The organism is Flavobacterium frigidum (genome assembly GCF_048286735.1).
In the GTDB taxonomy this organism is placed as follows: Bacteria; Bacteroidota; Bacteroidia; order Flavobacteriales; family Flavobacteriaceae; genus Flavobacterium.
In genome coordinates this window covers 34,899-57,171 of sequence record NZ_JBLVPU010000006.1, presented here as the reverse complement: position 1 = coordinate 57,171, position 22,273 = coordinate 34,899, and the positions used below count along the sequence as shown (strand labels likewise).

General features: G+C 32.6%; 18 protein-coding genes and 1 riboswitch. Of the genes, 9 read left to right on the top strand and 9 right to left on the bottom strand.

The features are described from left to right. Window positions 1-54: 54 nt before the first annotated feature. The 3 genes from ACNQGO_RS05335 (at window position 55) to ACNQGO_RS05325 (ending at window position 3,864) form a co-directional block, all read left to right on the top strand. Complete coding sequence (locus tag ACNQGO_RS05335; protein WP_417984566.1) at window positions 55-663, top strand: DNA-3-methyladenine glycosylase family protein; 609 nt, start codon at window positions 55-57, stop codon at window positions 661-663. Between the two features lie 99 nt (window positions 664-762). After that, window positions 763-1,293, top strand: a complete 531-nt coding sequence (locus ACNQGO_RS05330) for an inorganic diphosphatase (protein ID WP_417946196.1) — start codon at window positions 763-765, stop codon at window positions 1,291-1,293. Window positions 1,294-1,404: 111 nt separating this feature from the next. Next, on the top strand, window positions 1,405-3,864 hold the full coding sequence (locus ACNQGO_RS05325; protein ID WP_417984564.1) for a sodium-translocating pyrophosphatase: 2,460 nt from the start codon (window positions 1,405-1,407) through the stop codon (window positions 3,862-3,864). 69 nt (window positions 3,865-3,933) lie between these two features. Here the strand turns inward: ACNQGO_RS05325 and ACNQGO_RS05320 are convergent, their stop codons facing one another. The 4 genes from ACNQGO_RS05320 to ACNQGO_RS05305 form a co-directional block, all read right to left on the bottom strand. After that, window positions 3,934-4,302: a helix-turn-helix domain-containing protein gene (locus ACNQGO_RS05320; protein ID WP_417946687.1), complete on the bottom strand. Its 369-nt coding sequence runs from the start codon at window positions 4,300-4,302 to the stop codon at window positions 3,934-3,936. Window positions 4,303-4,423: 121 nt separating this feature from the next. Then, window positions 4,424-4,885: a hypothetical protein gene (locus ACNQGO_RS05315; protein ID WP_417946686.1), complete on the bottom strand. Its 462-nt coding sequence runs from the start codon at window positions 4,883-4,885 to the stop codon at window positions 4,424-4,426. 7 nt (window positions 4,886-4,892) lie between these two features. After that, window positions 4,893-5,507 carry a Panacea domain-containing protein gene (locus tag ACNQGO_RS05310; protein WP_417946684.1) on the bottom strand — a complete coding sequence of 205 codons (615 nt, stop codon included), beginning with the start codon at window positions 5,505-5,507 and terminating at the stop codon, window positions 4,893-4,895. Between the two features lie 57 nt (window positions 5,508-5,564). Then, window positions 5,565-5,744: a hypothetical protein gene (locus ACNQGO_RS05305; RefSeq protein WP_417946682.1), complete on the bottom strand. Its 180-nt coding sequence runs from the start codon at window positions 5,742-5,744 to the stop codon at window positions 5,565-5,567. 150 nt (window positions 5,745-5,894) lie between these two features. Here ACNQGO_RS05305 and ACNQGO_RS05300 point away from each other — a divergent pair, with 150 nt between their 5' ends. Continuing rightward, window positions 5,895-7,508 (top strand): site-specific DNA-methyltransferase, encoded by a 1,614-nt coding sequence (locus ACNQGO_RS05300; RefSeq protein WP_417968965.1) that lies wholly within the window; start codon window positions 5,895-5,897, stop codon window positions 7,506-7,508. Between the two features lie 2 nt (window positions 7,509-7,510). Next, window positions 7,511-10,144 carry a DEAD/DEAH box helicase gene (locus ACNQGO_RS05295; RefSeq protein WP_417984562.1) on the top strand — a complete coding sequence of 878 codons (2,634 nt, stop codon included), beginning with the start codon at window positions 7,511-7,513 and terminating at the stop codon, window positions 10,142-10,144. A gap of 117 nt (window positions 10,145-10,261) precedes the next feature. Here the strand turns inward: ACNQGO_RS05295 and ACNQGO_RS05290 are convergent, their stop codons facing one another. Then, entirely contained in the window at window positions 10,262-10,876 is a 615-nt protein-coding gene (locus tag ACNQGO_RS05290) for a deoxynucleoside kinase (protein ID WP_309758950.1), read from the bottom strand. Continuing rightward, entirely contained in the window at window positions 10,876-11,667 is a 792-nt protein-coding gene (locus tag ACNQGO_RS05285; protein WP_417984560.1) for a hypothetical protein, read from the bottom strand. The genes ACNQGO_RS05290 and ACNQGO_RS05285 overlap by 1 nt, the downstream gene beginning before the upstream one ends. Before the next feature lie 115 nt (window positions 11,668-11,782). Here ACNQGO_RS05285 and ACNQGO_RS05280 point away from each other — a divergent pair, with 115 nt between their 5' ends. Then, entirely contained in the window at window positions 11,783-12,691 is a 909-nt protein-coding gene (locus tag ACNQGO_RS05280; protein ID WP_417984558.1) for a GLPGLI family protein, read from the top strand. A gap of 7 nt (window positions 12,692-12,698) precedes the next feature. On the opposite strand, the gene ACNQGO_RS05275 is transcribed toward ACNQGO_RS05280, so the two are convergent. Next, a complete protein-coding gene (locus ACNQGO_RS05275) occupies window positions 12,699-13,379 on the bottom strand; it encodes a response regulator transcription factor (protein WP_417984556.1) in 681 nt (226 codons plus the stop codon). Further along, window positions 13,372-14,961: a sensor histidine kinase gene (locus ACNQGO_RS05270; protein ID WP_417984554.1), complete on the bottom strand. Its 1,590-nt coding sequence runs from the start codon at window positions 14,959-14,961 to the stop codon at window positions 13,372-13,374. The genes ACNQGO_RS05275 and ACNQGO_RS05270 overlap by 8 nt, the downstream gene beginning before the upstream one ends. Window positions 14,962-15,078: 117 nt before the next feature. On the opposite strand from ACNQGO_RS05270, the gene ACNQGO_RS05265 reads away from it, so the two are divergent. Continuing rightward, a complete protein-coding gene (locus ACNQGO_RS05265) occupies window positions 15,079-15,927 on the top strand; it encodes a GLPGLI family protein (RefSeq protein WP_417984552.1) in 849 nt (282 codons plus the stop codon). Window positions 15,928-15,988: 61 nt separating this feature from the next. Continuing rightward, window positions 15,989-18,739: a carboxypeptidase regulatory-like domain-containing protein gene (locus tag ACNQGO_RS05260; protein ID WP_417984550.1), complete on the top strand. Its 2,751-nt coding sequence runs from the start codon at window positions 15,989-15,991 to the stop codon at window positions 18,737-18,739. A gap of 62 nt (window positions 18,740-18,801) precedes the next feature. Here the strand turns inward: ACNQGO_RS05260 and metK are convergent, their stop codons facing one another. Further along, on the bottom strand, window positions 18,802-20,052 hold the full coding sequence (gene metK, locus ACNQGO_RS05255; RefSeq protein WP_417984548.1) for a methionine adenosyltransferase: 1,251 nt from the start codon (window positions 20,050-20,052) through the stop codon (window positions 18,802-18,804). A gap of 1,055 nt (window positions 20,053-21,107) precedes the next feature. Continuing rightward, window positions 21,108-21,215: riboswitch (SAM riboswitch) on the top strand. 77 nt (window positions 21,216-21,292) lie between these two features. On the opposite strand from metK, the gene ACNQGO_RS05250 reads away from it, so the two are divergent. Further along, entirely contained in the window at window positions 21,293-22,255 is a 963-nt protein-coding gene (locus ACNQGO_RS05250; protein ID WP_417984546.1) for an alpha/beta fold hydrolase, read from the top strand. Window positions 22,256-22,273 lie beyond the last annotated feature (18 nt).

Sequence of the window (22,273 nt, the reverse complement as noted above, 5' to 3'; positions counted from 1 at the left end):
AAATTGCCTTATAAAAAGGATGCCGTTTTCATCCGGGCTAAAAAAAGTAAAAATATGCAAGATGCCATTGATTTCCTTTTAGCTAAAGACACCGTTTTCAAAACTATTATTGAAAAATATGGGTTGCCAACAATTCCCTTTCGGCCTCAGGGTTTTGAGACTCTGGTTTTATTGATCTTAGAACAACAAGTCTCGATCGATTCGGCCAAAGCTACTTTTTTAAGATTGCGAGAAAGGATACAAGTCTTTGAACCATGTGTATTATTCGATTTATCTGATGCCGAATTTCGAACCATTGGTGTAAGCCGTCAAAAAACAAGCTACATCAAAGCTTTGGCCACAGCCTTAATCAACAAAGAACTTGATTTAGACAGTTTGCCATTAAAAACAGCGGCACAAGTACGGGAGGAACTCATTAAAATTAAAGGAATAGGAAACTGGACCATTGATATTTATTTGATGTTTAGCCTGCAAGCACCGGATTTATTGCCATTAGGCGATGTAGCGGTAGTAAATACTATTAAAGAATTACTCGATATTCACGATAAGGAAGCGATGGAAACGCATGCTTTACAATGGAGTCCGTTTCGATCTTACGCAACCTATCTTTTGTGGCACTATTATTTAAATAAACGAAATAGAACAATCACATACCAATATTAATTTCTGAAAACTTAATACAGAGATAACACTGTTTTTCTATTGTAAAAACGTAATGATTGCGTACTTTTGCACCCTTAATTATAGAAAATAAAAATTACAATGACTGCAGACAAATTAACGACTTTCGATGTACTTATCGAAATTCCAAGAGGAAGTAGAAACAAATACGAATATGATTTCGAAATAAAAAGAATGCGTTTTGATAGAATGTTGTTCTCATCTATGATGTACCCAGCAGATTATGGATTTATCCCAGAAACATTAGCGTTAGACGGAGATCCACTAGACGTTTTGGTATTAGTAACCGAACCTACGTTTCCTGGTTGTGTGATGGAAGTAAAGCCTATTGGTGTTTTCCACATGGCAGATGATAAAGGACCAGATGAAAAAGTAATTTGTGTACCAGTATCAGATCCAATATGGAATTCATTAGAAAACTTATCAGATATCAACCCTCACTTATTAAAAGAAATTGAGCATTTCTTTCAAGTGTATAAAGACCTTGAAAACAAACAAGTTGATGTTGAAGGTTGGGGAGATGTAAACGAAGCATACGCAATAATTAAGGAGTGTACAGCACGTTTTAATGAAATTCCAAATAAACCGGAAGGATTATTTAGCATCAAATAAATAATTTTCATAATTTTTATAAAAAAAGCAATATTCCGTTCGGAGTATTGCTTTTTTGTTTAAATTCGTTTGGTTACACTATAATTATTAACTAAAAACCAAACCAAAATTATGAATACAATAATGATTTATTTGCCAATTGCCATGGCATTCATTGGACTGGCATTTATGTTTACCAAACGCGCATGGGTTTTAAAACAAGATCCAGGTGACGGCAAGATGAAGGAGATATCAGATTATATTTATGAAGGCGCCTTGGCCTTCCTCAAAGCAGAATATCGTTTGTTAACATTCTTTGTTATTGGTGCCAGTATTGTTTTGGCCGGAATTTCATTTATCGTTCCTACTACACATGTTTTAATTGTTGTTGCCTTTATTTTTGGAGCATTTTTCTCTGCTTTGGCTGGAAATATGGGAATGAAAATCGCAACCAAAACGAATGTTAGAACTACCCAAGCCGCACGTACGAGTTTGCCTCAAGCCTTAAAAGTTTCATTTGGCGGCGGAACCGTAATGGGATTAGGAGTTGCAGGTTTAGCGGTTTTAGGATTGACCACTTTTTTTATATTTTTCTTTCACTTTTTTATGAACGGCGTTTGGACTTCTACTGAAGACATGACGATTGTTCTAGAGACATTAGCTGGCTTTTCTCTTGGAGCAGAATCAATTGCTTTGTTTGCTAGAGTTGGCGGCGGAATATATACTAAAGCGGCTGATGTTGGAGCGGATTTAGTGGGAAAAGTGGAAGCAGGAATTCCTGAGGATGATCCAAGAAACCCTGCTACAATTGCTGATAACGTAGGGGATAATGTAGGTGACGTTGCGGGAATGGGAGCCGATTTATTTGGTTCGTATGTTGCAACCGTATTGGCGGCTATGGTTCTTGGAAATTATGTGATCAAAGACATGGGCGGAAATATTCAAGATGCTTTTGGCGGAATAGGACCTATTTTACTACCTATGGCAATTGCCGGTTTTGGAATATTATTTTCGATTATCGGGACAATGTTGGTAAAAATATCAGATGATAATGCTAAAGAAGCACAAGTTCAAAAAGCATTAAACATAGGGAACTGGGTTTCGATAGGTTTGACCCTAATTGCATGTTATTTTTTAGTGGATTATATGTTGCCTGAAACTATGAAAATGGACTTTTTTGGCGAAGGCACTAAAGAAATTTCATCTATGCGTGTTTTTTATGCGACTATTGTTGGATTAACCGTTGGTGCAGTTATTTCATCAGTTACGGAATATTATACGGGCTTAGGTACGAAACCAGTTATGGCTATTGTACAAAAATCAAGTACAGGAGCAGGAACCAATGTGATTGCAGGTTTAGCAACGGGAATGATTTCTACGTTTCCAACTGTACTATTATTTGCAGCTGCGATTTGGACATCGTATGCTTTTGCAGGATTCTACGGTGTGGCTTTGGCTGCGTCAGCGATGATGGCAACTACAGCAATGCAACTTGCCATTGATGCTTTCGGACCAATATCGGATAACGCGGGTGGAATTGCAGAAATGAGTGAATTACCAAAAGAAGTACGTACTAGAACTGATATTTTAGATTCTGTAGGGAATACGACAGCAGCAACTGGAAAAGGTTTTGCTATTGCTTCGGCAGCATTAACTTCACTGGCTTTATTCGCTGCGTATGTTACGTTTACCGGAATTGATGGAATCAATATTTTTAAAGCGCCAGTTTTAGCGATGTTATTCGTGGGTGGAATGATACCGGTAGTTTTCTCGGCTTTAGCCATGAATTCGGTTGGGAAAGCAGCTATGGATATGGTTTATGAAGTGCGTCGTCAGTTTAGAGAAATTCCAGGAATCATGGAAGGAACTGGAAAACCAGAATATGCTAAATGTGTAGACATTTCTACTAAAGCAGCTTTGCGCGAAATGATGTTACCAGGAATTTTGACTATTGGTTTTCCTATTGCTATTGTACTTCTTGGAAAGTTAGTTTATGCTGACAACAACCAGCTAATTGCTGAAATGTTAGGTGGTTATATGGCTGGAGTTACTGTTTCGGGTGTGCTTTGGGCGGTATTCCAAAACAATGCTGGTGGTGCTTGGGACAACGCTAAAAAATCATTTGAAGCTGGAGTACTAATTAATGGTGAAATGACATATAAAGGTTCTGATGCGCATAAAGCTGCAGTGACTGGAGATACTGTTGGTGATCCTTTCAAGGATACTTCTGGACCATCGATGAATATCTTGATCAAATTGACTTGTTTAATAGGTTTGGTTATTGCTCCAATATTAGGAAATGGTTCCCATACAATTTCAGAAAAAGCGGCTTGTTGCGCAGCTACTGAAATGTGTACTTCGATGTCTAAAGAAGAATGTATGGCCAAAGGATGTGAAAGTAAAACATGTAAGTTCATGGGTGCAGGTACTTCGGAAACTGTAACAAATTCTAAAGAAGTATCCATCGAAAAAACCAATTTAGATGGTAAAGTAAAAGCGACTATCAAAACAACTATTAACGGTAAAGAAGATATTCAAAGTTTTGAAGGTACTGATGCAGAAGTTCAAGCTAAAATTGATGCTGCGAAGTAGAGTTTTATAAAGATCAGATTAACAAAAAATGCCTTGCAATTGTGAGGCATTTTTTTTGAAATTATAAAATTATTGTTTTAACGCATATTCTTTGATTAAAGTTGAAGCTGGAATATGAAGTGTTTTTGTCAAAACTCTAATTTGTTTAATTGTTAAAGCTCTTCTACGTTTAAAAATTTCAGTCACTCTAGAGCGACTATTCAAGATAACTCCTAAATCAGCATCTGTAAGTTCGTTTTGTTCCATCATGAACTTAATCGCTTCAATTGGATCTGGCTCAGGAATAGGATAATGTATTTGTTCATATTTTTCTATTAAAGTGACTAGAATATCTAATTCATCGCCTTCATCTGTATTTGGTTTAGCGTCAAAAAGAACATTGATTCTTTCTAAAGCTAAATCATAATCTTTTTCTGTTTTTATAAGATTTATTTCCATTTTTTATAAGTTTTTAATGTCTTTCAAATTGTCATATTCAGGATGAGTTCCTATTTTGGAACAAAAAAAATATTTTTTTGAATCGATTAATTAATAGAAAAATATTTTGAAGATGTTTTATTTAAAGTTGATCCTTAATTTTAATCAATTCTTTTTCAATATTTAGGTCGATAAAGTCAGATTTTAGCATACATTTCAAAAGTCTTTTTAAAAAAGTATTGGATAGTTTTTCTTTTAAAATAAGATTTCTTTCGTTGTATTTCAGAAAAGAAGATAGGTTTTCTTTACGAACATTATTTCTGAAAAATATAAAAGTGTCTTTGTCAAAACTAAATTGATTTTTCCCTAAAGCTGTATTCTTTTGAATAAAAAAGTACGGAATGTTTCCTGCAACTAAGCAACCAAAATTCTCAGAAGGTAAATTCAATTTGTTTTGTGATGTTGTTAAAGTATGAATGATATAAGCAAACTCCTCATTACGATTTAATACAATCAAGAACTTGTCTTTACTGCCATTTCCATCTTGAAACTGATAATCTTCAATTAATAATAAATGGCCTTGTTTTAAAATTTCGTCAAGCATATCAAATCTAGCTTATGCTTTCCTGAAATGATAAGGCCTCAAAAGAAGATTTTGCAGCCATTTGTAAAACAGGGTTGTTTTCTAACAAATCATTGAATTCAATAGAATGATTTGTTCTTTTTCCTATTTGCTGAAAATGATTAATCAAATTATGTTCAGAAACCATTTTGTGCCATAGTGACCCTTCTTCATGCAGAAAGTTAATCAACTCTGTAGCATTCCAATTTCCATATTTAAAAACTATGGTTTCTAATAGATTTAATTCATATCTATTAAAAATGGTTTCGTCAAAATCACCATTAGGTTTTAAGAAAACCTCTTCAGAATTTCGGTCAGTATTGAATTTTTTTTCTAGTTGAATGGAATGTAGTAATGATAATTCTTTTCCCTGATAACAAAAGACTTCTTGATGTTTGATTTCATTGTAAACATCAATGGCAACTGGACCATTTTCCCAAACTTTATAATCCAACCAAGTTACAGGAGTTCCCGTTTCCTTGATGGAGGTTTCATCCAGAATGTACAATAGTTTCAACGTTTTGGTCATAGATAAATAGTCTATCTGTGACGCAAAATAGTTTAAAACATTGCTGATTTTATCGTTATTTATTCTTCTAAACATACGTAAATATAAAGAAATAGTTCAATATTCTTTGTTAAAAGACTGCAAATGTACGGTTTATTTGCTGATTTTTAAATCTTTGATTAATTCTGTAGGTTCTACTTCAAGAGCTGATGCAATTTTAAAAAACAAATTCATTGTCATTCCTTGATTTTTATCAAAAATTAAGCGGATTGTTTTTTCATCACAACCTACTTTTTTTGCAAACTGAAGTTTATTCCCTTTATATTTTTCCATAAAGAGAATATAGATTTTTTTGGTTAAGGTTTCTTTTATATAGTCTAGTTCTGTTTGCACAAAACAAATAAAACCATCCCAAAGAAAATAAATGATTTTACTATTCGGAGTTTTGTCCGAAATTATATATTTGGGCAAAGTAAAAAATAAATGCCTACACTAAACTGGATTGGTAAAGACAAAATTATCAATCATCATCAAGAAGTTCCTTATAAAGTTTTAAATCACGAATATGGTTTTTCTGAAAATGAAAAATCGGAAACTCCTATTGGTTTTGGAAACCATATCATCAATGGGGATAACCTTGAAGCGTTGAAATCTTTATTACCCAAATACGAAGGAAAAGTTAATTGCATTTATATCGATCCGCCATACAATACAGGAAATGAAAGTTGGGTATATAATGACAATGTGAATTCTCCGAAGATTAAAAAATGGTTAGGCAAAGTCGTGGGTAAAGAAAGTGAAGACTTGACCCGACATGATAAATGGTTGTGTATGATGTATCCACGATTGAAATTGCTTCATAAATTATTGGCTAAGGATGGAATGATATTTATTTCGATTGATGATAATGAAGAAGCCAATTTGAAGCTTATGATGGATGAGATTTTTGGTAACAGAAATTTTATAGGAAGGTTTATTTGGAAAAAAAAGAAACAACCATCATTTCTAGCAAAACATATCGCAAACATTACAGAATTCATATTTGTATATGGTAAAAATAGTAATCTAGTTGATAAACTAAGTATTGATAATGTCTCAGATGAAACTAGAAGAGTTGATAATGCGGCAAATGATATTGGATTAAGAAAAATAAAAAAAGGTATAATTGCTAAAGTTGATGTAGAAATTATTCAAAAAGGGATTTATCAAAATAAAACAATGCAATTAGAATTTTTAGATGATGTTTTAATAAAAGATTTTAGAACATTAAATGACTTTAATGTCAAAGGAAATTTTAGAAACAAACAAGAAGATTTTGATAAGTTTTGTGATGAAGATTTACTATTTATTACAAGAAATTTTGGTTTCAGAAGATTGCCAACATTTGAAGAACAAGATAAAAAAAAGACAGTTGTTGATTTATTGTTAGATTGGGGTGATAACCAAGATAGTGATAAGGAGTTACAAAGCATATTTAAAGTAAAACCATTCGATTATCCAAAACCGTCATTGTTAATTTCAAATTTAATTAAATCTGTTACGTACAACAAACCAAACTCCATAATCCTAGACAGCTTCGCAGGCTCAGGAACTGCAGCCCACGCCGTTTTAAGCCTTAACAAACAAGACGGAGGCGATAGAAAATTCATTTTAATAGAAATGGAGGATTATGCTGAAACCATTACTGCCGAACGTGTAAAAAGAGTCATCAATGGCTATGCAGACAAAGAAGGGACTGGAGGTAGTTTTGATTATTACACTTTGGGAGAACCACTTTTTGATGAAAACAACAATCTTAACGAAACAATAGATATTGAAAAAATCAGGGAATACGTTTGGTTTACGGAAACTCGAATTCCATATACAATTCAAAAATTGACTACTCCTTTTTTAGGAATCCACAACGACACCAGTTATTATTTCATTTACGAAAAGGACAACTTAACCACACTCGATTATGAATCTTTAGCGGAATTTGTACAACAAAAAGCAGAGCGATATATCATTTATGCTGATAATTGTTTATTGCCCGAAACTTTTATGAAAGAAAAAAATATTGAGTTCAAGAAAATCCCTCGTGATATAACTCGTTTTTAACTATGGAATTAAAAACCTATCAAAAGCAAGTCATCGAAGATTTGCAACAGTATTTCGAGTACTTGCAAAACCATAAAAAAGCGGATATCGCTTTCAATTCTTTTTGGCAGGAAAAAGTGGGTTTCTACAATCCATTAACTGGTGAAGGAATGAGGCCGTATCAAAACACCGTTCCAAATGCCGTTCATTTAAGTATAAAAGTGCCAACTGCGGGAGGAAAAACCTTTCTTGCCTGCAATGCATTGAAAACTATTTTTGATGCAATGCCAGAAACTAAGACAAGAGCGGTTGTTTGGTTGGTACCCTGGAGCAATTTATTAGATCAAACGGTACGAAACCTTTCTAATCCCGATCATCCCTATTGTCAAAAAATGAATTCGTTGTTCAATAATCGTGTTCAAGTTTATGAAAAACGGGATTTATTGCAAGGAGCTAATTTCAATCCATCATCAGTGCAAGAGCAACTGAGTATTATGATTGTAAATTTTGCTTCCATAAGAGCTAAGAATAAAGAGGACAGAAAATTTAATGAGCAAAATTCAAATTTATCCAGTTTCTCCGATTCTATTGCTGACGACATTGTTTTAGACGGGACTGAAAAAGAAGCATTAATTAATGTTATTAGAAGTTTAAACCCAATTTTGGTTGTTGACGAAAGTCATAATGCCGAAAGTGACTTGAGTGTCGAAATGCTGAATAATCTTAACCCAAGTTTTATTTTAGATTTGACCGCAACACCTAAACAAAATGCTAATATTGTGAGTTTAGTTTCGGCTATTGAACTCAAAAAAGAGCACATGGTTAAATTGCCGGTCATCGTTTACAACCATCAAAATATAGAAGGCGTTATAGAAAGTGCGTTGCATTTGCAAAACAAATTAGAGACAGAAGCTAAAATTTTGGAAGAAAATGGAGGGAAATACATTCGTCCAATAGTTTTGTTTCAGGCACAACCCAAAGGGAAAGAGGATAATACAACTTTTGAAAAATTGAAAGTACAATTAATTGCTGTTGGAATTCCAGAGGAACAAATTAGAATAAAAACGGCTAATAAAGATGAGTTGAAAAACGAAGATTTAATGAGCAAGGATTGTCCAGTTCGTTATATTATTACAATCAATGCTTTGAAAGAAGGTTGGGATTGTCCGTTTGCTTATATCTTGGCTTCCTTGGCTGATAAATCTTCGGAAGTTGATGTTACTCAGATTTTGGGTCGTGTTTTACGTCAACCGTATGTTATGAAACACAACAGTACAATGTTGAATTTATCGTATGTAATTACAGCTTCGGTTAAGTTTCAGAATACGTTGCAAAATATCATCAAAGGTTTGCAGCAATCCGGTTTTAGCGAAAAAGATTATCGAGAAAAAGACATAATGCCCGAATTTGTAAAAGAAGAAGTTAAGCAGGAAACATTAGATAATTTCTTTTTTCCAGAGCAAATAGAAGTTGTAAAAGAAGATCTGATTGATGTTCAAAAAATTCAATTCAATCCCAATGAAATAAACAACACTCCTAATATTGCTGTATTTGAAATGGAAAAAATGGCAATTGAAGACAGTCTGAAAATGGAGATTCAAATCGCAAATCAAGATGATTCTAACACAATTCAACAAATATATTCAGAGGTTGGTATGAAAGTGAAACAATATAAAATGCGCGAAAGTGTTGCTGAACAAGCTTCAACAATTGTATTGCCAAAATTTGTAGTTGAAGTTCCTCGAAATGAATTTCTTTTAATGGAACAAGGCGGCACGCAATTGTTAGACAGAGTCAATCTTTTGAAAGAATTTAAGCTTTCGGATAAAGATATTCAAATTGCTTTTAAAAGTATTTCTTCTGATTTATATAAAATTGATACTGAGAAAACGAACGATGGCGGTTATAAAATGGTTTCTTTCAAAATAGAAAATGCGGTTCAAGAAAAAATGACGGAATACATCTTAGCTAAACCTAAAGAAGGACAAATTAAAGATTTAGCATATTTTATAGTTAAACAAATTGACAAATTACCACCTATTGCCGATAATGAAATTAAGAAATACGTTAATAGGATTTTAGAGAACATGTCAGCACAAGAGTTGATAGATTTCAATCAATATAAGTTAACATACTCTGATTCGATTAAGGAAAAAATAAATCAATTGGCCGATATGTATGCGGAAGAAAAGTTTAATGATTGGCTAGAAATTCCTAAAATTAGAACGGAGCCCAATTGGAAATTTGATAAAGCCATCATTCCGACAAGAATTGGAAATGACATTGGTAATTCATTGTATGTTCACGAAGGCGATATGAACGGATTAGAAGAGCAATTTATTTTGGAAATTTCCAGTTTATCAAATATTGCTTTTTGGCATCGTAATTTAGGAAGAGGTAAGGGTTTTTCTTTGAATGGGTATAAATCAAATCATTATCCCGATTTTATATTGGTTACAAAAACCAATAAAGTAATTGTAGTTGAAACCAAAGGTTCTCATTTGAATAATCCAGATACTGCAGCAAAGTTGAGATTGGGAAAATCTTGGGCACGACTTTCTGGATCTAATTATAACTATATGATGGTTTTTGATAAAAATGCAATTGATGGCGCCTATAATTTAGAGAAAGCAATAAGTTTGATAAAGCAAATGTAGTTTCGTGAAAGTCTAACAAAAAATGCCTTGCAATTTGCAAGGCATTTTTTATTTCTATGTTTTTTATTTAATTTTTACTCCCTTTGCTTCGGAGAGTCCCAAAGCTTCGGGAGGGGATTAAAACAACCCATGCAACTCTGCATCGATTCTATTGAAAATATTTCCTAAATCCTCTGGATTATCCACAAAATTGATGTTGTCTACATCTATAATTAATAATTTTCCTTTGTCATACGTTTGAATCCAGCCTTCGTAACGTTCATTCAAGCGACTCAAATAGTCAATAGAAATAGAGTTTTCATATTCGCGACCGCGCTTGTGTATTTGTCCCACTAAATTAGGAATAGAACTTCGTAAATAAATCAATAAATCAGGCGCTTTAACAGTAGATTCCATCAATTCAAAAAGAGAGGAGTAATTCTGGTAATCACGATTGGTCATTAAGCCCATCGCATACAAGTTGGGTGCAAAAATATGCGCATCTTCATAAATGGTTCTGTCTTGTATGATTTTTTTACCGCTTTCGCGAATTTGCATCACTTGACGGAAACGACTGTTCAAGAAATAAATTTGTAAATTAAAAGACCAGCGTTCCATTTGATGGTAAAAATCATCCAAGTAGGGGTTGTCGACAACATCTTCATAATGGGGTTCCCATTTAAAATGTTTGGCTAATAAACGCGTTAAAGTTGTTTTTCCTGAACCTATATTTCCTGCTATTGCTATGTGCATTACGGTATTGTGATTTTATAATTTGTAATTCCTGAAGTTGTAAAAATAGATAAAATTTGGTCCTTGTAGTAGAATTTTTTAAACGATTTTTCTGCAATTTCAATTTCAGTTTTTTGCTCTTTTTGTACGTCAATGAACTTTAAAACACCATTTTTGGAGTACAGGTATTGATTGTCATTTACTATCACAATCAAATCATAATCTGGGATTAGACCTTTCTTACTGACTTTTCCAAAAATATCGCAGCTGTACCAATTATTTGTACTGTCAATCCAGTAAAAGGTATTAAAATCTGAGGTGTAGTAAGCAATGCTATCCGTTAACGGAACGGAAATCGGTTTGTAATTTTGATTTAAATAATCAAAAAGACCTATCTGCTGATTTAAGCTATTGTATATCCAAAATTGATTTTGCGAAGCGATGCCAATAGCTGTTGCCACAATAGGAACTGAACTTTCGGAAAAATTGACTTTTTGAATTTCATTCAATTGATTGTCTAAAGTAACAACGGTATTGAAGTTCTCATAAAACAAGACAATTTTAAGCGGATTTTGAAGGTCAACTTTTGCGATCTTACCTAAACTAAAGTTTTGATATACGAAGGTTTCGCGTGTGCCGATTTTAGAAAAAATATTGTTTTTAACGGTGTAATAAAAACCAAAAGAATCATACCCCAAAAACTCATCTGCATCAAAATGAATCGTATTAACAGTAACAAGATTTGGTTTTTGATTTTGACCAAAAACAATTGTAAATGAGCTGATAAAGAGCAAAAAAGCGAATTTATTCATAAAAGCGAATTTACAATTAAACCATATACTAGCATAATGGTCTTAGTATTATTTTAACACATGTGCTTGTAACAATAGCTGTGTTTTTCTGTCTCACTTATAAAAACCTAAAGGTATGTATAAAGTAATTTTCACATTAGTATTGGCTGTAGCATCATTGATGGGGCTTCATGCTCAAGAATTTCAAGGAATGGCGGTGTACGAGTCAAAAACCAGTACGGCGGATTTTAAATCGCGAATGGAGGGCAACAAAAATATGACTCCCGATATGCAAAAAATGATTGAAGAGCGTATGAAAAAAATGTTTGAAAAAACATTTATTCTAAATTTTAATAAATCGGCATCAATTTACAAAGAAGAAGAAAAGTTAGAGGCTACAGCACAAGCTGGCGGTGGAATGCGTATGATGAATGCGATGAGTGGCGGCGGAGGTACTTATTATAAGAATGTAAAAGAGAAAAACTATACCGTTGATAAAGATTTTATGGGAAAAGAGTTTTTAGTTAAAGATTCTTTGCCAAGTCTAAAATGGAAAATGGAAGCGGAAACGAGAGTTATAGGTGGATATACCTGTTACAAGGCTACCGCTATTAAGGCGGCAAGTGTTACTGATTTTAGAAATTTCCGACCTAAAAAAGAAGAAGCTAAAAAAGAGGGTGCTGAAAAAGTGGATGATAAATCGGCCACGGATAAGAAAACCAACTTTATGGATGCCATAGAACTTCCCAAAGAAGTTACAATTACTGCTTGGTATACTCCGGAAATTCCGGTTAGTCAAGGACCAGAAGGATATTGGGGTTTGCCTGGATTAATTCTAGAAGTTAACGATGAGAAAACCACAATTTTGTGCTCTAAAATTGTCTTGAATCCAAAGGAAAAATTAGAAATTAAAGCATTAACAAAAGGGAAAGTAGTTTCTCAAAAGGAGTATGATGATGCTGTCATAAAAAAAATGGAAGAGTGGAGAGAAATGAATCAAGGACGTGGAGGTAATGCTACGGGAACCTTTCGAATAGGCGGATAAACTAATTTTAACAAATTAATTTGCAACCTTGACCACGAATATTAATAATTTGAATATTGGGATCAAGGCTTAATTTTTTTCTCAACTTTGTAATAAAAACATCCATACTCCTACCATTAAAAAAATCATCTTCTCCCCAAATTTTATTTAAAATTAAAGAACGTTCAACTATTTCATTTTTATTTTCAGACAGTATATTTAATAGAATTGCTTCACGATGCGTTAAGGTGATTGTCGTGTCAAGCCCCTGTAAGGTTTGTTTGGTAAGATTAAAAATGTAGTTGCCTATATCAATGTTATCATCATTTTTAACAGCAGTTTTTCTACCAAGAAGAGAATGGATTCTAACGATTAGTTCTTCCATGCTAAAAGGTTTTTTTAAATAGTCATTGCCTCCAAAATTAAATCCAGCCACTACATCTTGTGTTTGTGATTTAGCAGTGAGGAAAATTATAGGAGTTTTGTTATCTAATTTCCGAATATCTTTAGCTACTGAAAAACCATCTTTTTTAGGCATCATGACATCTAAAACAAGTAACTCTATTTTTTCATTTTTATAAACTTCAAAAGCCTCTTCGCCATCTTTACAATGAATAACCTCAAAATTCCTAGTTTCTAAACTTTCCTTAATGATTTGTGCTAGAGCAAGCTCGTCTTCGGCTAGGATTATTTTTATTTTGTTAGACATGAGTTAACGTGATTTTAAAAATGTTTTTGGAGTTTACTATTAGTTCAAGTGTTCCCTGATGTTTCTCTATGATTTTTTTGGAATAATATAAACCTATTCCAAAGCCTTTTACATCGTGAATATTACCTTTAGGAATTCTGTAAAATTTTTCAAAAATCTTTTCTTGTTGATTTTTATCAATTTCGGTTCCATTATCTTGAACTGTTATTTCTATCCTTTTTTTGTCTGATGTTAAGCAAACTTCAATCTGAGGACCTCCATATTTTAGGGCATTATCGACCAGATTTGAAAATGCATTTTCAAAATGAAATGAATCCACCTTCAAAATTAATTTTTCCTGATTAGAAATAAAATCAATTGTTTTGTTTGAAGTGTTCAATAGGTGTTTTTCAACATTTTTCTTTAATAATTGAACGATATTAATCGGTTCTCTGTTTAGCGTAAGTTTGTCAGATTCTAACGAAGCAGTTTCCAAAAGTTTTTCAACCATAAGGGCTAATTTTTCTAATTGCTGGCTTGCTATGTCTAAGTAACGATTTGCTTTTTTAGGATCATTTACGGAATTAAAATTCTTGATTCCTTCTATTGCCGAAGAAATGGTGGTGATAGGCGTTTTAAATTCATGAGTAATATTGCTGATTAAATCGCTTTTGATTTCATCAATTTTTTTCTGACGGTTTATAATTCTCAAAAGATAAAATAAAGAACCTACAATGGAAAGCGATAACAGTAACGAAAGAATTATTTCAATCATGCTTCTTTTTAAAAGTAGTACCGTAGGATCAGAAAATGAAATTTTCAGTTTTTCGTTAATGGGAAGATAGACTGATTTTGAAAAAGTAGAAAGAGGTAATTTAACTGATTTGACCGAAGTATTTTTTTTAAATTTATCAAAAAGAGTATTTAATTTAAAATGCTCTAAAGTATAATCAACAACAATTTTTTTTCGAGAAAGTTCAATATCTAAAATTTTACTTAATTTATTGAATGCAACGGAATCTTTATTCATAGATATTACAATTCTACTTCTTGAATCTTTTATTTGTAGGAGGCTATCTGTTGCTTTTTTTCCTCGTAATATTAATACTGAGGAATTCGTTTTAGACTTTGGTTTAGTATAGCTAACTATTTTAGTGTCATTTTCTTTCTCGTTTTTAATGATTTTTGAATCCAATTTTATCAAATTACTGGTGTCGGGAACCGGACGAATTTTGGATTCTGAAGTTTTTAAAGATACAGTTACAGATGATTTTTTTTTAAATTTTATTGAATCAACTTTTGGAATTTTATTTTGATTCCTTTTTGCTTTATAATTTTTAAAAACTGTATCAAGTTTTAAGTCATCCATAAACTGTTCTTCGGATATCAAATTATCTCGGTTTACAAAAGCGATATAATTTTCTTTTGACTGTTCGATATAATAGTATTCAGTGCTATTGTCAAAAGCAATTTGCACATCATTAATTAATCGTTGTTTGTTTTCTTTGTAGTTTTTAATGTTCCAATATACTTGTAAACTGATGGTTGCCAAAATAGTTAGACTTACAAAAAAAATAATAGAGGCGTAATTTTTCACTTTCATTTTTCAAATATAAGAACTAAATGCTTTTATATTTAGCCATTAACAATCGTTAACTTTAGTTAACTATTATTCTGATTATTTAGAACTTTATTTGTCATCTAACTTAAAAACTAAAAAATGAAAAATTTATTCAAAGTAATTTATTTAATAATTATTTTAACTAATGTCAATTTAACGGTTGCTCAAAACTTTAAAGGTAAAGCAATTTATCAATCTAAAATTAAATCTGGTGAAACTGACGGTGAGATCAAGTCTGAAAAAGATGTAGAATTTGACAAGGCAGTACAAAAAGAATGGGAGAAAGTTTCACAAAAAACATATTCATTAAGTTTTAATAAAACAGAGTCTATATTTGAAGAAGAACAAAAGCTAGAGCCTGTGGGACAAAGTGATAGCGGAATGACTATTAGTATTACCATTTCAGGAAATGGAAAGAAGTACATGAATCGAAAGATGCAAAAACAAATTTTTGAAGACGAAATCTTCGAAAAAAAATATCTTATTACTGATGAATTAAAAAATTGGGATTGGCAATTAAAAGAAGAAACTAAAAAAATTGGCGATTACCTATGTTATAAGGCTGAGGTTGTAATTCAGGTTACTGCTGCTCAAAAAGAAGAGTATCAGGATTATTTAAAAAATAAATTTAAACAGAAAACAAATTTATTTGAAATGAATGAACCCAAAAACAACATTGTTACTGCTTGGTATACCTTAGAAATCCCGGTTAATCATGGACCAGATAAATATTCAGGTCTACCAGGTTTAATTTTAGAATTAAATGATGGAGAAGTCACATTTTTATGCTCTAAAGTAGTTTTAAATAGTGAGGATAAAGTAAAAATTAAAGCTCCAACGGCAGGAAAAGTATTAACTCAAAAAGAATTCGATAAAGAAGAAAAAATAAAAATGGACAGCATGAAGGATAAAGATGGAAATATCATTTTTAGAACCTTCACGAATTAGTTGTTTTTGTAACGAATTAAACCTTTTTATGACCAACTAGTCATACTTATAAAACCAGTCAATGAAAAATCAGTATCTTTTTTTATTTTTCTTTATAACTTCATTCTCCTTTGCTCAAAATATTAAAGTTGAAGGAGTAATTCAAGATATAAACAAAGCGCCTTTAGAAATGGCCAATGTTATGGCGGTTAATCAAACTACTAAAGCCATGGATGCATATGCAATTACTACCGATAAAGGCAAGTATAGTTTAAATTTAAAGCCCAACTCTACCTATGTTATTAAGCTGAGTTATCTTGGGATGCAAAATAAAGAAATCACGGTGGTAACTAAGTCTGAAAACATGATGCAAAACATCACCATGGAATCTGGAGGAATTGAGTTAGATGGCGTTGAAATTGTCCGTGAAATGCCGGTTTCTATAAAAGGCGATACCATTGTTTACAATACTGATTCCTTTAAAACGGGCGAAGAGCGAAAGTTAGAAGATGTTTTTAAGAAACTACCAGGTTTTGAAGTCATGGCCGATGGTCAAGTGCAAGTTGAAGGTAAAAAAGTAACCAAATTATTTGTCAATGGCAAACCATTTATGGATGGCGATACTAAACTCGGATCCAAAAACATTCCGTCGGATGCAGTTGATAAAGTGCAAGTATTGCGAAACTTCAACGAGGTATCTCAAATGAAAGGATTGGAAAACAATAATGATGACATCGCACTAAATATTAAACTCAAAAAAGGAAAAGATAAGTTTTGGTTTGGTGATGTAAGTGCCGGTTTAGCGAACGATAAAGGCTATATTTTTAATCCAAAAGTGTTTTACTATTCCCCTAAAACTAGTATCAACTCTATTGTAAATTTGAATAATATTGGTGAGGTTTCCTTGACTTCAGCTGATTTTTTCAGGATAAATGGAGGCGCCAGAAATACTATAGGCAGAAGCGGAACTACTTTAAATCTGAATCGGAATTTCTTTGGGCTTTCTGGTGGCGATAATGTTGCTAAGGCAAACGATAAATTCGGAACTTTAAACATTAATCATTCTGTTTCAAAAAAATGGACCCTGACCGGTTTTGCAGCGTATTCCTCTACATTCAATCAGTCGATAACGAACTCCGATCGCGGTATTTTTGAACCCAATACAACGAATATTGCAACCCTCGAAAATAGAAAAAACAGAACCGATTCTAGAAATAATGCTTTTATCTCTAAGGTAGGTTCAAAGTATAAAGCTAATGATAATTTTCAGCTGGATTACGATGTTTTCTTTAGAAAAAACGACCAGCAGGATGTTGATAATAGTCAAAGTAATTTTAGTTCTTTTGCTAATGGAAATTCTTTTAACAGCTCAAACACGGTTATTGCATTTCAAAATCAAGCACCAGTTTCATTCAATCAAAGTTTGAATTTATTTTATACACAAAACCCCAAAAATACTTGGGTAATTGAAGTGCAGCATCAATACGAGGATGAAGATCCCTTTTACAATCCGCAATTATCTGTTAATCCATATCAAAACAATAGCTCGCAAGATCCAAATGATCCAAGCGCTGTTTTTGTAAATGAAAATAGTTTAAATATTGAGCAGTCTCGATTTGTAAAAACGAATAAAGTAGATGCTAAAGCTGATTATTATTACCAAATCTCTAACAAAAGTATATTGAATGTAACGGCAGGAAATTCTAATGCATTTCAAACCTATAATTCAAGTCTGTTGCAAATTTTGGAGGATAAATCAGTTAATCCAGTAGAACAAGCAGCCTATAACAATGATGTTCGCTACGCGTTTAATGATGTTTTTTTAGGATTTCATTACAAGTTCATAGTTGGTAAGTTTACCTTTAATCCTGGGTTTTCGATCCATCAATACAACACCAACAATCAGCAATTTGGTACTCGGTATCAATTGAATTTCAGTAGATTTCTTCCTGATATGTTTGCCCGTTGGGATTTAAAAAAATCAGAAAACATAACCTATAATTTTAATGTTCGTAATGGGTTTAATGATATAAACTCTTTAGTCGAAGGGTATATTTTTACTAATTTCAACAGTATTGCAAGAGGAAATTCTCAACTGCAAAACTCACTAATTGCGAGCCATAGATTGAATTATTCAAAGTACAATTTGTATAATTTCACTACCATTTTTGGTAATATATCGTATACAACCACAAAGGATCCAGTGGTGAATGGGATATCATTTCAAAGTATTTATTCAACATCAGACCGTTTGAATTTAGACGCAGAAAATGAAAACTTGAACGGGAATTTGTTTTACAGCAAGAGTTTTAAAAAGTATTACAAAGTAACGGGTGGTGTTAATGCAAGCTGGAATAAAAACTTTGTTTTAAACCGAAGAGTGGCCAATGGTACTACGCAGGAGTTTATTCAAGGAATCGAAAACGTGAATCATAGCTACAATCTAGCATTTGCAACGCAATTCAAAAAATATCCGAATATTGATTTAGGCTACCGAATTAATTTCTCAGAGCAAGCTTCGAACAGGTTTACTACGCAAACGCCAACGGTTAAGCTGAACTACTATTTTTTGAATGGGTTAAATGTGAATTGGGATTATTCATTTAATCGCTTTAAAAATGAAACTTCTGGGTTAACAAACGATTTTGAAATCATGACGGCAAGCTTAAATTATATCAAAAAGGACTCGAAATTCGAGTATAGAATACAGGCAAATAACCTTTTAAATACGAGATCAAGATTAAACAACTCGTTTAGCGTAAATGGTTTTAATGCGAATGAAACTATTATTTTACCGCGTTTTGTGACCTTTATTTTAAAGTACAATATATAGCCAAATTAAAAGGGGATTTTGACTGAACAAAATCCCCTTTTTTATTTTAAGTCTATATTGAATTACAAACCAAAAGCAGTTTTTACTTGATCTACAAAATCTAGTTTTTCCCAAGTAAATAATTCAACAGTAACTGTTTTTTCGTTTCCACCTGGAGCAGAAAATGTTTTAGTAACTGTTTCTGGAGTACGTCCCATGTGCCCGTAAGCAGCAGTTTCGCTATAAATTGGGTTTCTTAATTTCAATCGTTGTTCGATGAAGTACGGACGCATATCAAAAATAGCTTCTACTTTTTTAGCAATTTCACCGTTTGTCAAATTTACTTTTGATGTTCCGTAGGTATCAATAAAAATACCCATTGGTTTAGCCACACCAATAGCGTACGAAACTTGTACTAAAATCTCATCGGCAACACCAGCTGCCACTAAGTTTTTAGCAATATGACGTGTTGCATAAGCGGCACTTCTATCTACTTTACTTGGATCTTTACCAGAAAACGCGCCACCACCGTGAGCTCCTTTTCCACCGTACGTATCTACAATAATTTTTCTTCCAGTCAAACCTGTATCCCCGTGTGGTCCTCCAATTACGAATTTCCCCGTTGGATTAATGTGGTATTGAATGGTATCATTAAATAAATGAGCGTGTGTTGGATTTTTAGCAATAATTCTCGGGATCAAAATTTCAACGATATCTTTTTTGATTTTAGCAAGCATTGTTGCTTCTTCATCAAAATCATCGTGCTGTGTTGAAATTACAATAGCCTCAATACGCGTAGGTTTGTTATCATCGCTATATTCTAAAGTTACTTGAGATTTAGCATCAGGACGTAAATACGTAATTTCGTTATTTTCACGTCTTAAAATCGCTAATTCTTGTAATAATTTATGAGACAAATCAAGTGCCAATGGCATGTAATTATCGGTTTCATTAGTAGCATAGCCAAACATCATGCCTTGATCTCCAGCACCTTGCTCTTCTGGATTTGCTCTATCAACACCTTGGTTAATATCAGCAGATTGTTCGTGAATAGCTGAAAGAATACCGCAAGAATTGGCTTCAAACATATATTCGCTTTTGGTATAACCAATTTTTCTGATTACATCACGAGCGATTTGTTGTACATCTAAATAGGTATTTGATTTTACTTCACCTGCCAATATCACTTGACCTGTTGTCACTAAAGTTTCACATGCTACTTTAGAATCGGCATCAAATGCCAAAAAATTATCAATTAATGCGTCTGAAATTTGATCTGCAATTTTGTCTGGATGTCCTTCGCTTACAGATTCTGACGTAAATAAATAGGCCATAAGTACTTTTGTTTTAAAATTAAGCGAGAAAAAATAATTGCTGAAAAGGACTAAAGGAGCGTTTCTGCTTTAGCATTTTTTTCTACTGAAAATAGATCAGTACTCATAATGAATCAGTATCATTATGAAGAGGTTGCAATCAGTTCAAATTTTTCCTCTAATATTCGGGTGCAAAGGTATGAAACCATTTTGAATTGCAAATTAAACTTCATTTTTTTTTGTAGTTAAATCTTTTTTAGAAAAGTGAATTCAAAAAACTTTTTTGAATTTATTTTAAAAAGGGGTTTGTTTTTCTAAAAACTAATTTAGATATTTGATAATCAAATCAATGAAACATGAAAATGAATATGTGCAATATGTATAAAGATGAAGAGGAGTTCTCCTCTGGGTGTTATATTGTATAATTTCAATTAAATTATAAAGCAATAACTTCCCACTAAAAAGGGAAGTTTTTTTTTGAACAAAATTTAAGAATGCCATAAATTTAAAACAAATATGCATTACCAAATATTTGAAATCACCAGAACATATTTTGACAAAAAATTATTTTGTTCTGGTGCCATTTTATTGATTTTGGACTGCTGATACCAAAAGTATAAGTTATAGTATAACTTGAATGCCCTTTTTGATTAGCCTCTAAAAGGGTTTTTATCTTTTAGAACTTTTGATTTTCAAATGTAAAGTAAGTTGTATGGATATTTTCGATGCATTAATTCATTCAGGATTGAAATTAAAAAATGGATGTATTAAAATGAATTGTGTCATGTAGTTTATTATTTGTCGCAAGGTATTCGTATCAAAATGAGGTGCTTTTTTTTGCAGAGAATCTTGATTTATTGTGGTTAAAGTTGAGGTTTGCAATAGTTTTAATGTTGTTGTTTTGGCGGGGTGTGAAATGGTTTTGTTAGCTGGTGCCTCGTCAAAATAACAATGGAGAAAATACAAACAAATCTCTTTTTTTTAAATGGATAAGAAACAATAGATTGCTTATAAAATTTGCTTGCTAACTAAAATAGTATTTAATTTGCATACATAAAGTTCACAACTGTATTGAAATGTTATAAAGAAAGGCAGAGGGATTAGACCCGATGAAGCCTTAGCAACCCTTCGATTTATCGAAGAAGGTGCTGCATTCTACCACGCTCATCGTGGAAAGATAACACTAAGAATTTGTCTAGATAACACCTAGCTTTCTTTCTAATATTTCCAAACACAAGTCCTAATTATAACAGATTTGCAATTGGAAAATAAACCAACAACAATTACATTACACAATTTCACCACGGAGTCAGGTGCAATTTTTGATGATCTAAACTTAAGTTATCAAGTTTTTGGGTTGTCATTACATACTGCTCCCATCGTTTTGGTCAATCATGCGCTAACCGGAAATTCACAGGTTGTGGGCGATACTGGTTGGTGGAATGACTTAATTGGCGCCAATAAAACTATTGATACTAGAAAATATACAGTACTTGCTTTTAATGTTCCTGGAAATGGATTTGATGGCGCTATAATTGAAAATTATCTTGATTTTACAGCAAGAGACATTGCTAGAATTTTTATAAAAGGCATTCAGCTACTTGAGGTTACAAGACTATACGCCATTATTGGAGGTTCTGTAGGTGGCGGAATTGCATGGGAAATGGTTGCATTAGAACCAACAATAACGCAAAAATTAATTCCTATTGCGACCGATTGGAAAGCTACAGACTGGCTTATTGCCAATTGTTTTTTGCAAGAACAAATTCTGAATAACTCATCTAAACCCGTTCAAGACGCTCGCACACACGCAATGTTGTGTTATAGAACTCCAGAATCATTTGCAGCAAAATTTCAGCGAACCACTAATGAGGAGTTAGCTATTTTTAATGTTGAAAGTTGGTTGTTGCATCATGGCGAAAAATTGCAGCAGCGTTTCCAATTGGCATCTTACAAAATGATGAATCAATTACTGAAAACAATTGATATTACTCGCAATAGGTCTTCGTTTGAAAATTCAATCGAAACTTTTGAAGCAGAAATTCACATCATAGCCATCAATTCGGATTTGTTTTTTACAGCAAGTGAAAACAAAGCCACTTTTGAAATAGTACAAAAACAGAATAAAAAAGTCAGTTATCAAGAGATTGTTTCCATTCACGGACACGATGCTTTTTTGATAGAATACAAACAATTACACAATTTGCTTCAGGATATTTTCTAAAGCTAAAAATACACAACA

Coding starts and splice junctions, on each gene's coding strand:
- ACNQGO_RS05335 (WP_417984566.1), top strand. CDS start 55: ATGCAAGATGCCATTGATTTCCTTTTAGCTAAAGACACCGTTTTCAAA.
- ACNQGO_RS05330 (WP_417946196.1), top strand. CDS start 763: ATGACTGCAGACAAATTAACGACTTTCGATGTACTTATCGAAATTCCA.
- ACNQGO_RS05325 (WP_417984564.1), top strand. CDS start 1,405: ATGAATACAATAATGATTTATTTGCCAATTGCCATGGCATTCATTGGA.
- ACNQGO_RS05320 (WP_417946687.1), bottom strand. CDS start 4,302: ATGGAAATAAATCTTATAAAAACAGAAAAAGATTATGATTTAGCTTTA.
- ACNQGO_RS05315 (WP_417946686.1), bottom strand. CDS start 4,885: ATGCTTGACGAAATTTTAAAACAAGGCCATTTATTATTAATTGAAGAT.
- ACNQGO_RS05310 (WP_417946684.1), bottom strand. CDS start 5,507: ATGTTTAGAAGAATAAATAACGATAAAATCAGCAATGTTTTAAACTAT.
- ACNQGO_RS05305 (WP_417946682.1), bottom strand. CDS start 5,744: ATGGAAAAATATAAAGGGAATAAACTTCAGTTTGCAAAAAAAGTAGGT.
- ACNQGO_RS05300 (WP_417968965.1), top strand. CDS start 5,895: ATGCCTACACTAAACTGGATTGGTAAAGACAAAATTATCAATCATCAT.
- ACNQGO_RS05295 (WP_417984562.1), top strand. CDS start 7,511: ATGGAATTAAAAACCTATCAAAAGCAAGTCATCGAAGATTTGCAACAG.
- ACNQGO_RS05290 (WP_309758950.1), bottom strand. CDS start 10,876: ATGCACATAGCAATAGCAGGAAATATAGGTTCAGGAAAAACAACTTTA.
- ACNQGO_RS05285 (WP_417984560.1), bottom strand. CDS start 11,667: ATGAATAAATTCGCTTTTTTGCTCTTTATCAGCTCATTTACAATTGTT.
- ACNQGO_RS05280 (WP_417984558.1), top strand. CDS start 11,783: ATGTATAAAGTAATTTTCACATTAGTATTGGCTGTAGCATCATTGATG.
- ACNQGO_RS05275 (WP_417984556.1), bottom strand. CDS start 13,379: ATGTCTAACAAAATAAAAATAATCCTAGCCGAAGACGAGCTTGCTCTA.
- ACNQGO_RS05270 (WP_417984554.1), bottom strand. CDS start 14,961: ATGAAAGTGAAAAATTACGCCTCTATTATTTTTTTTGTAAGTCTAACT.
- ACNQGO_RS05265 (WP_417984552.1), top strand. CDS start 15,079: ATGAAAAATTTATTCAAAGTAATTTATTTAATAATTATTTTAACTAAT.
- ACNQGO_RS05260 (WP_417984550.1), top strand. CDS start 15,989: ATGAAAAATCAGTATCTTTTTTTATTTTTCTTTATAACTTCATTCTCC.
- metK (WP_417984548.1), bottom strand. CDS start 20,052: ATGGCCTATTTATTTACGTCAGAATCTGTAAGCGAAGGACATCCAGAC.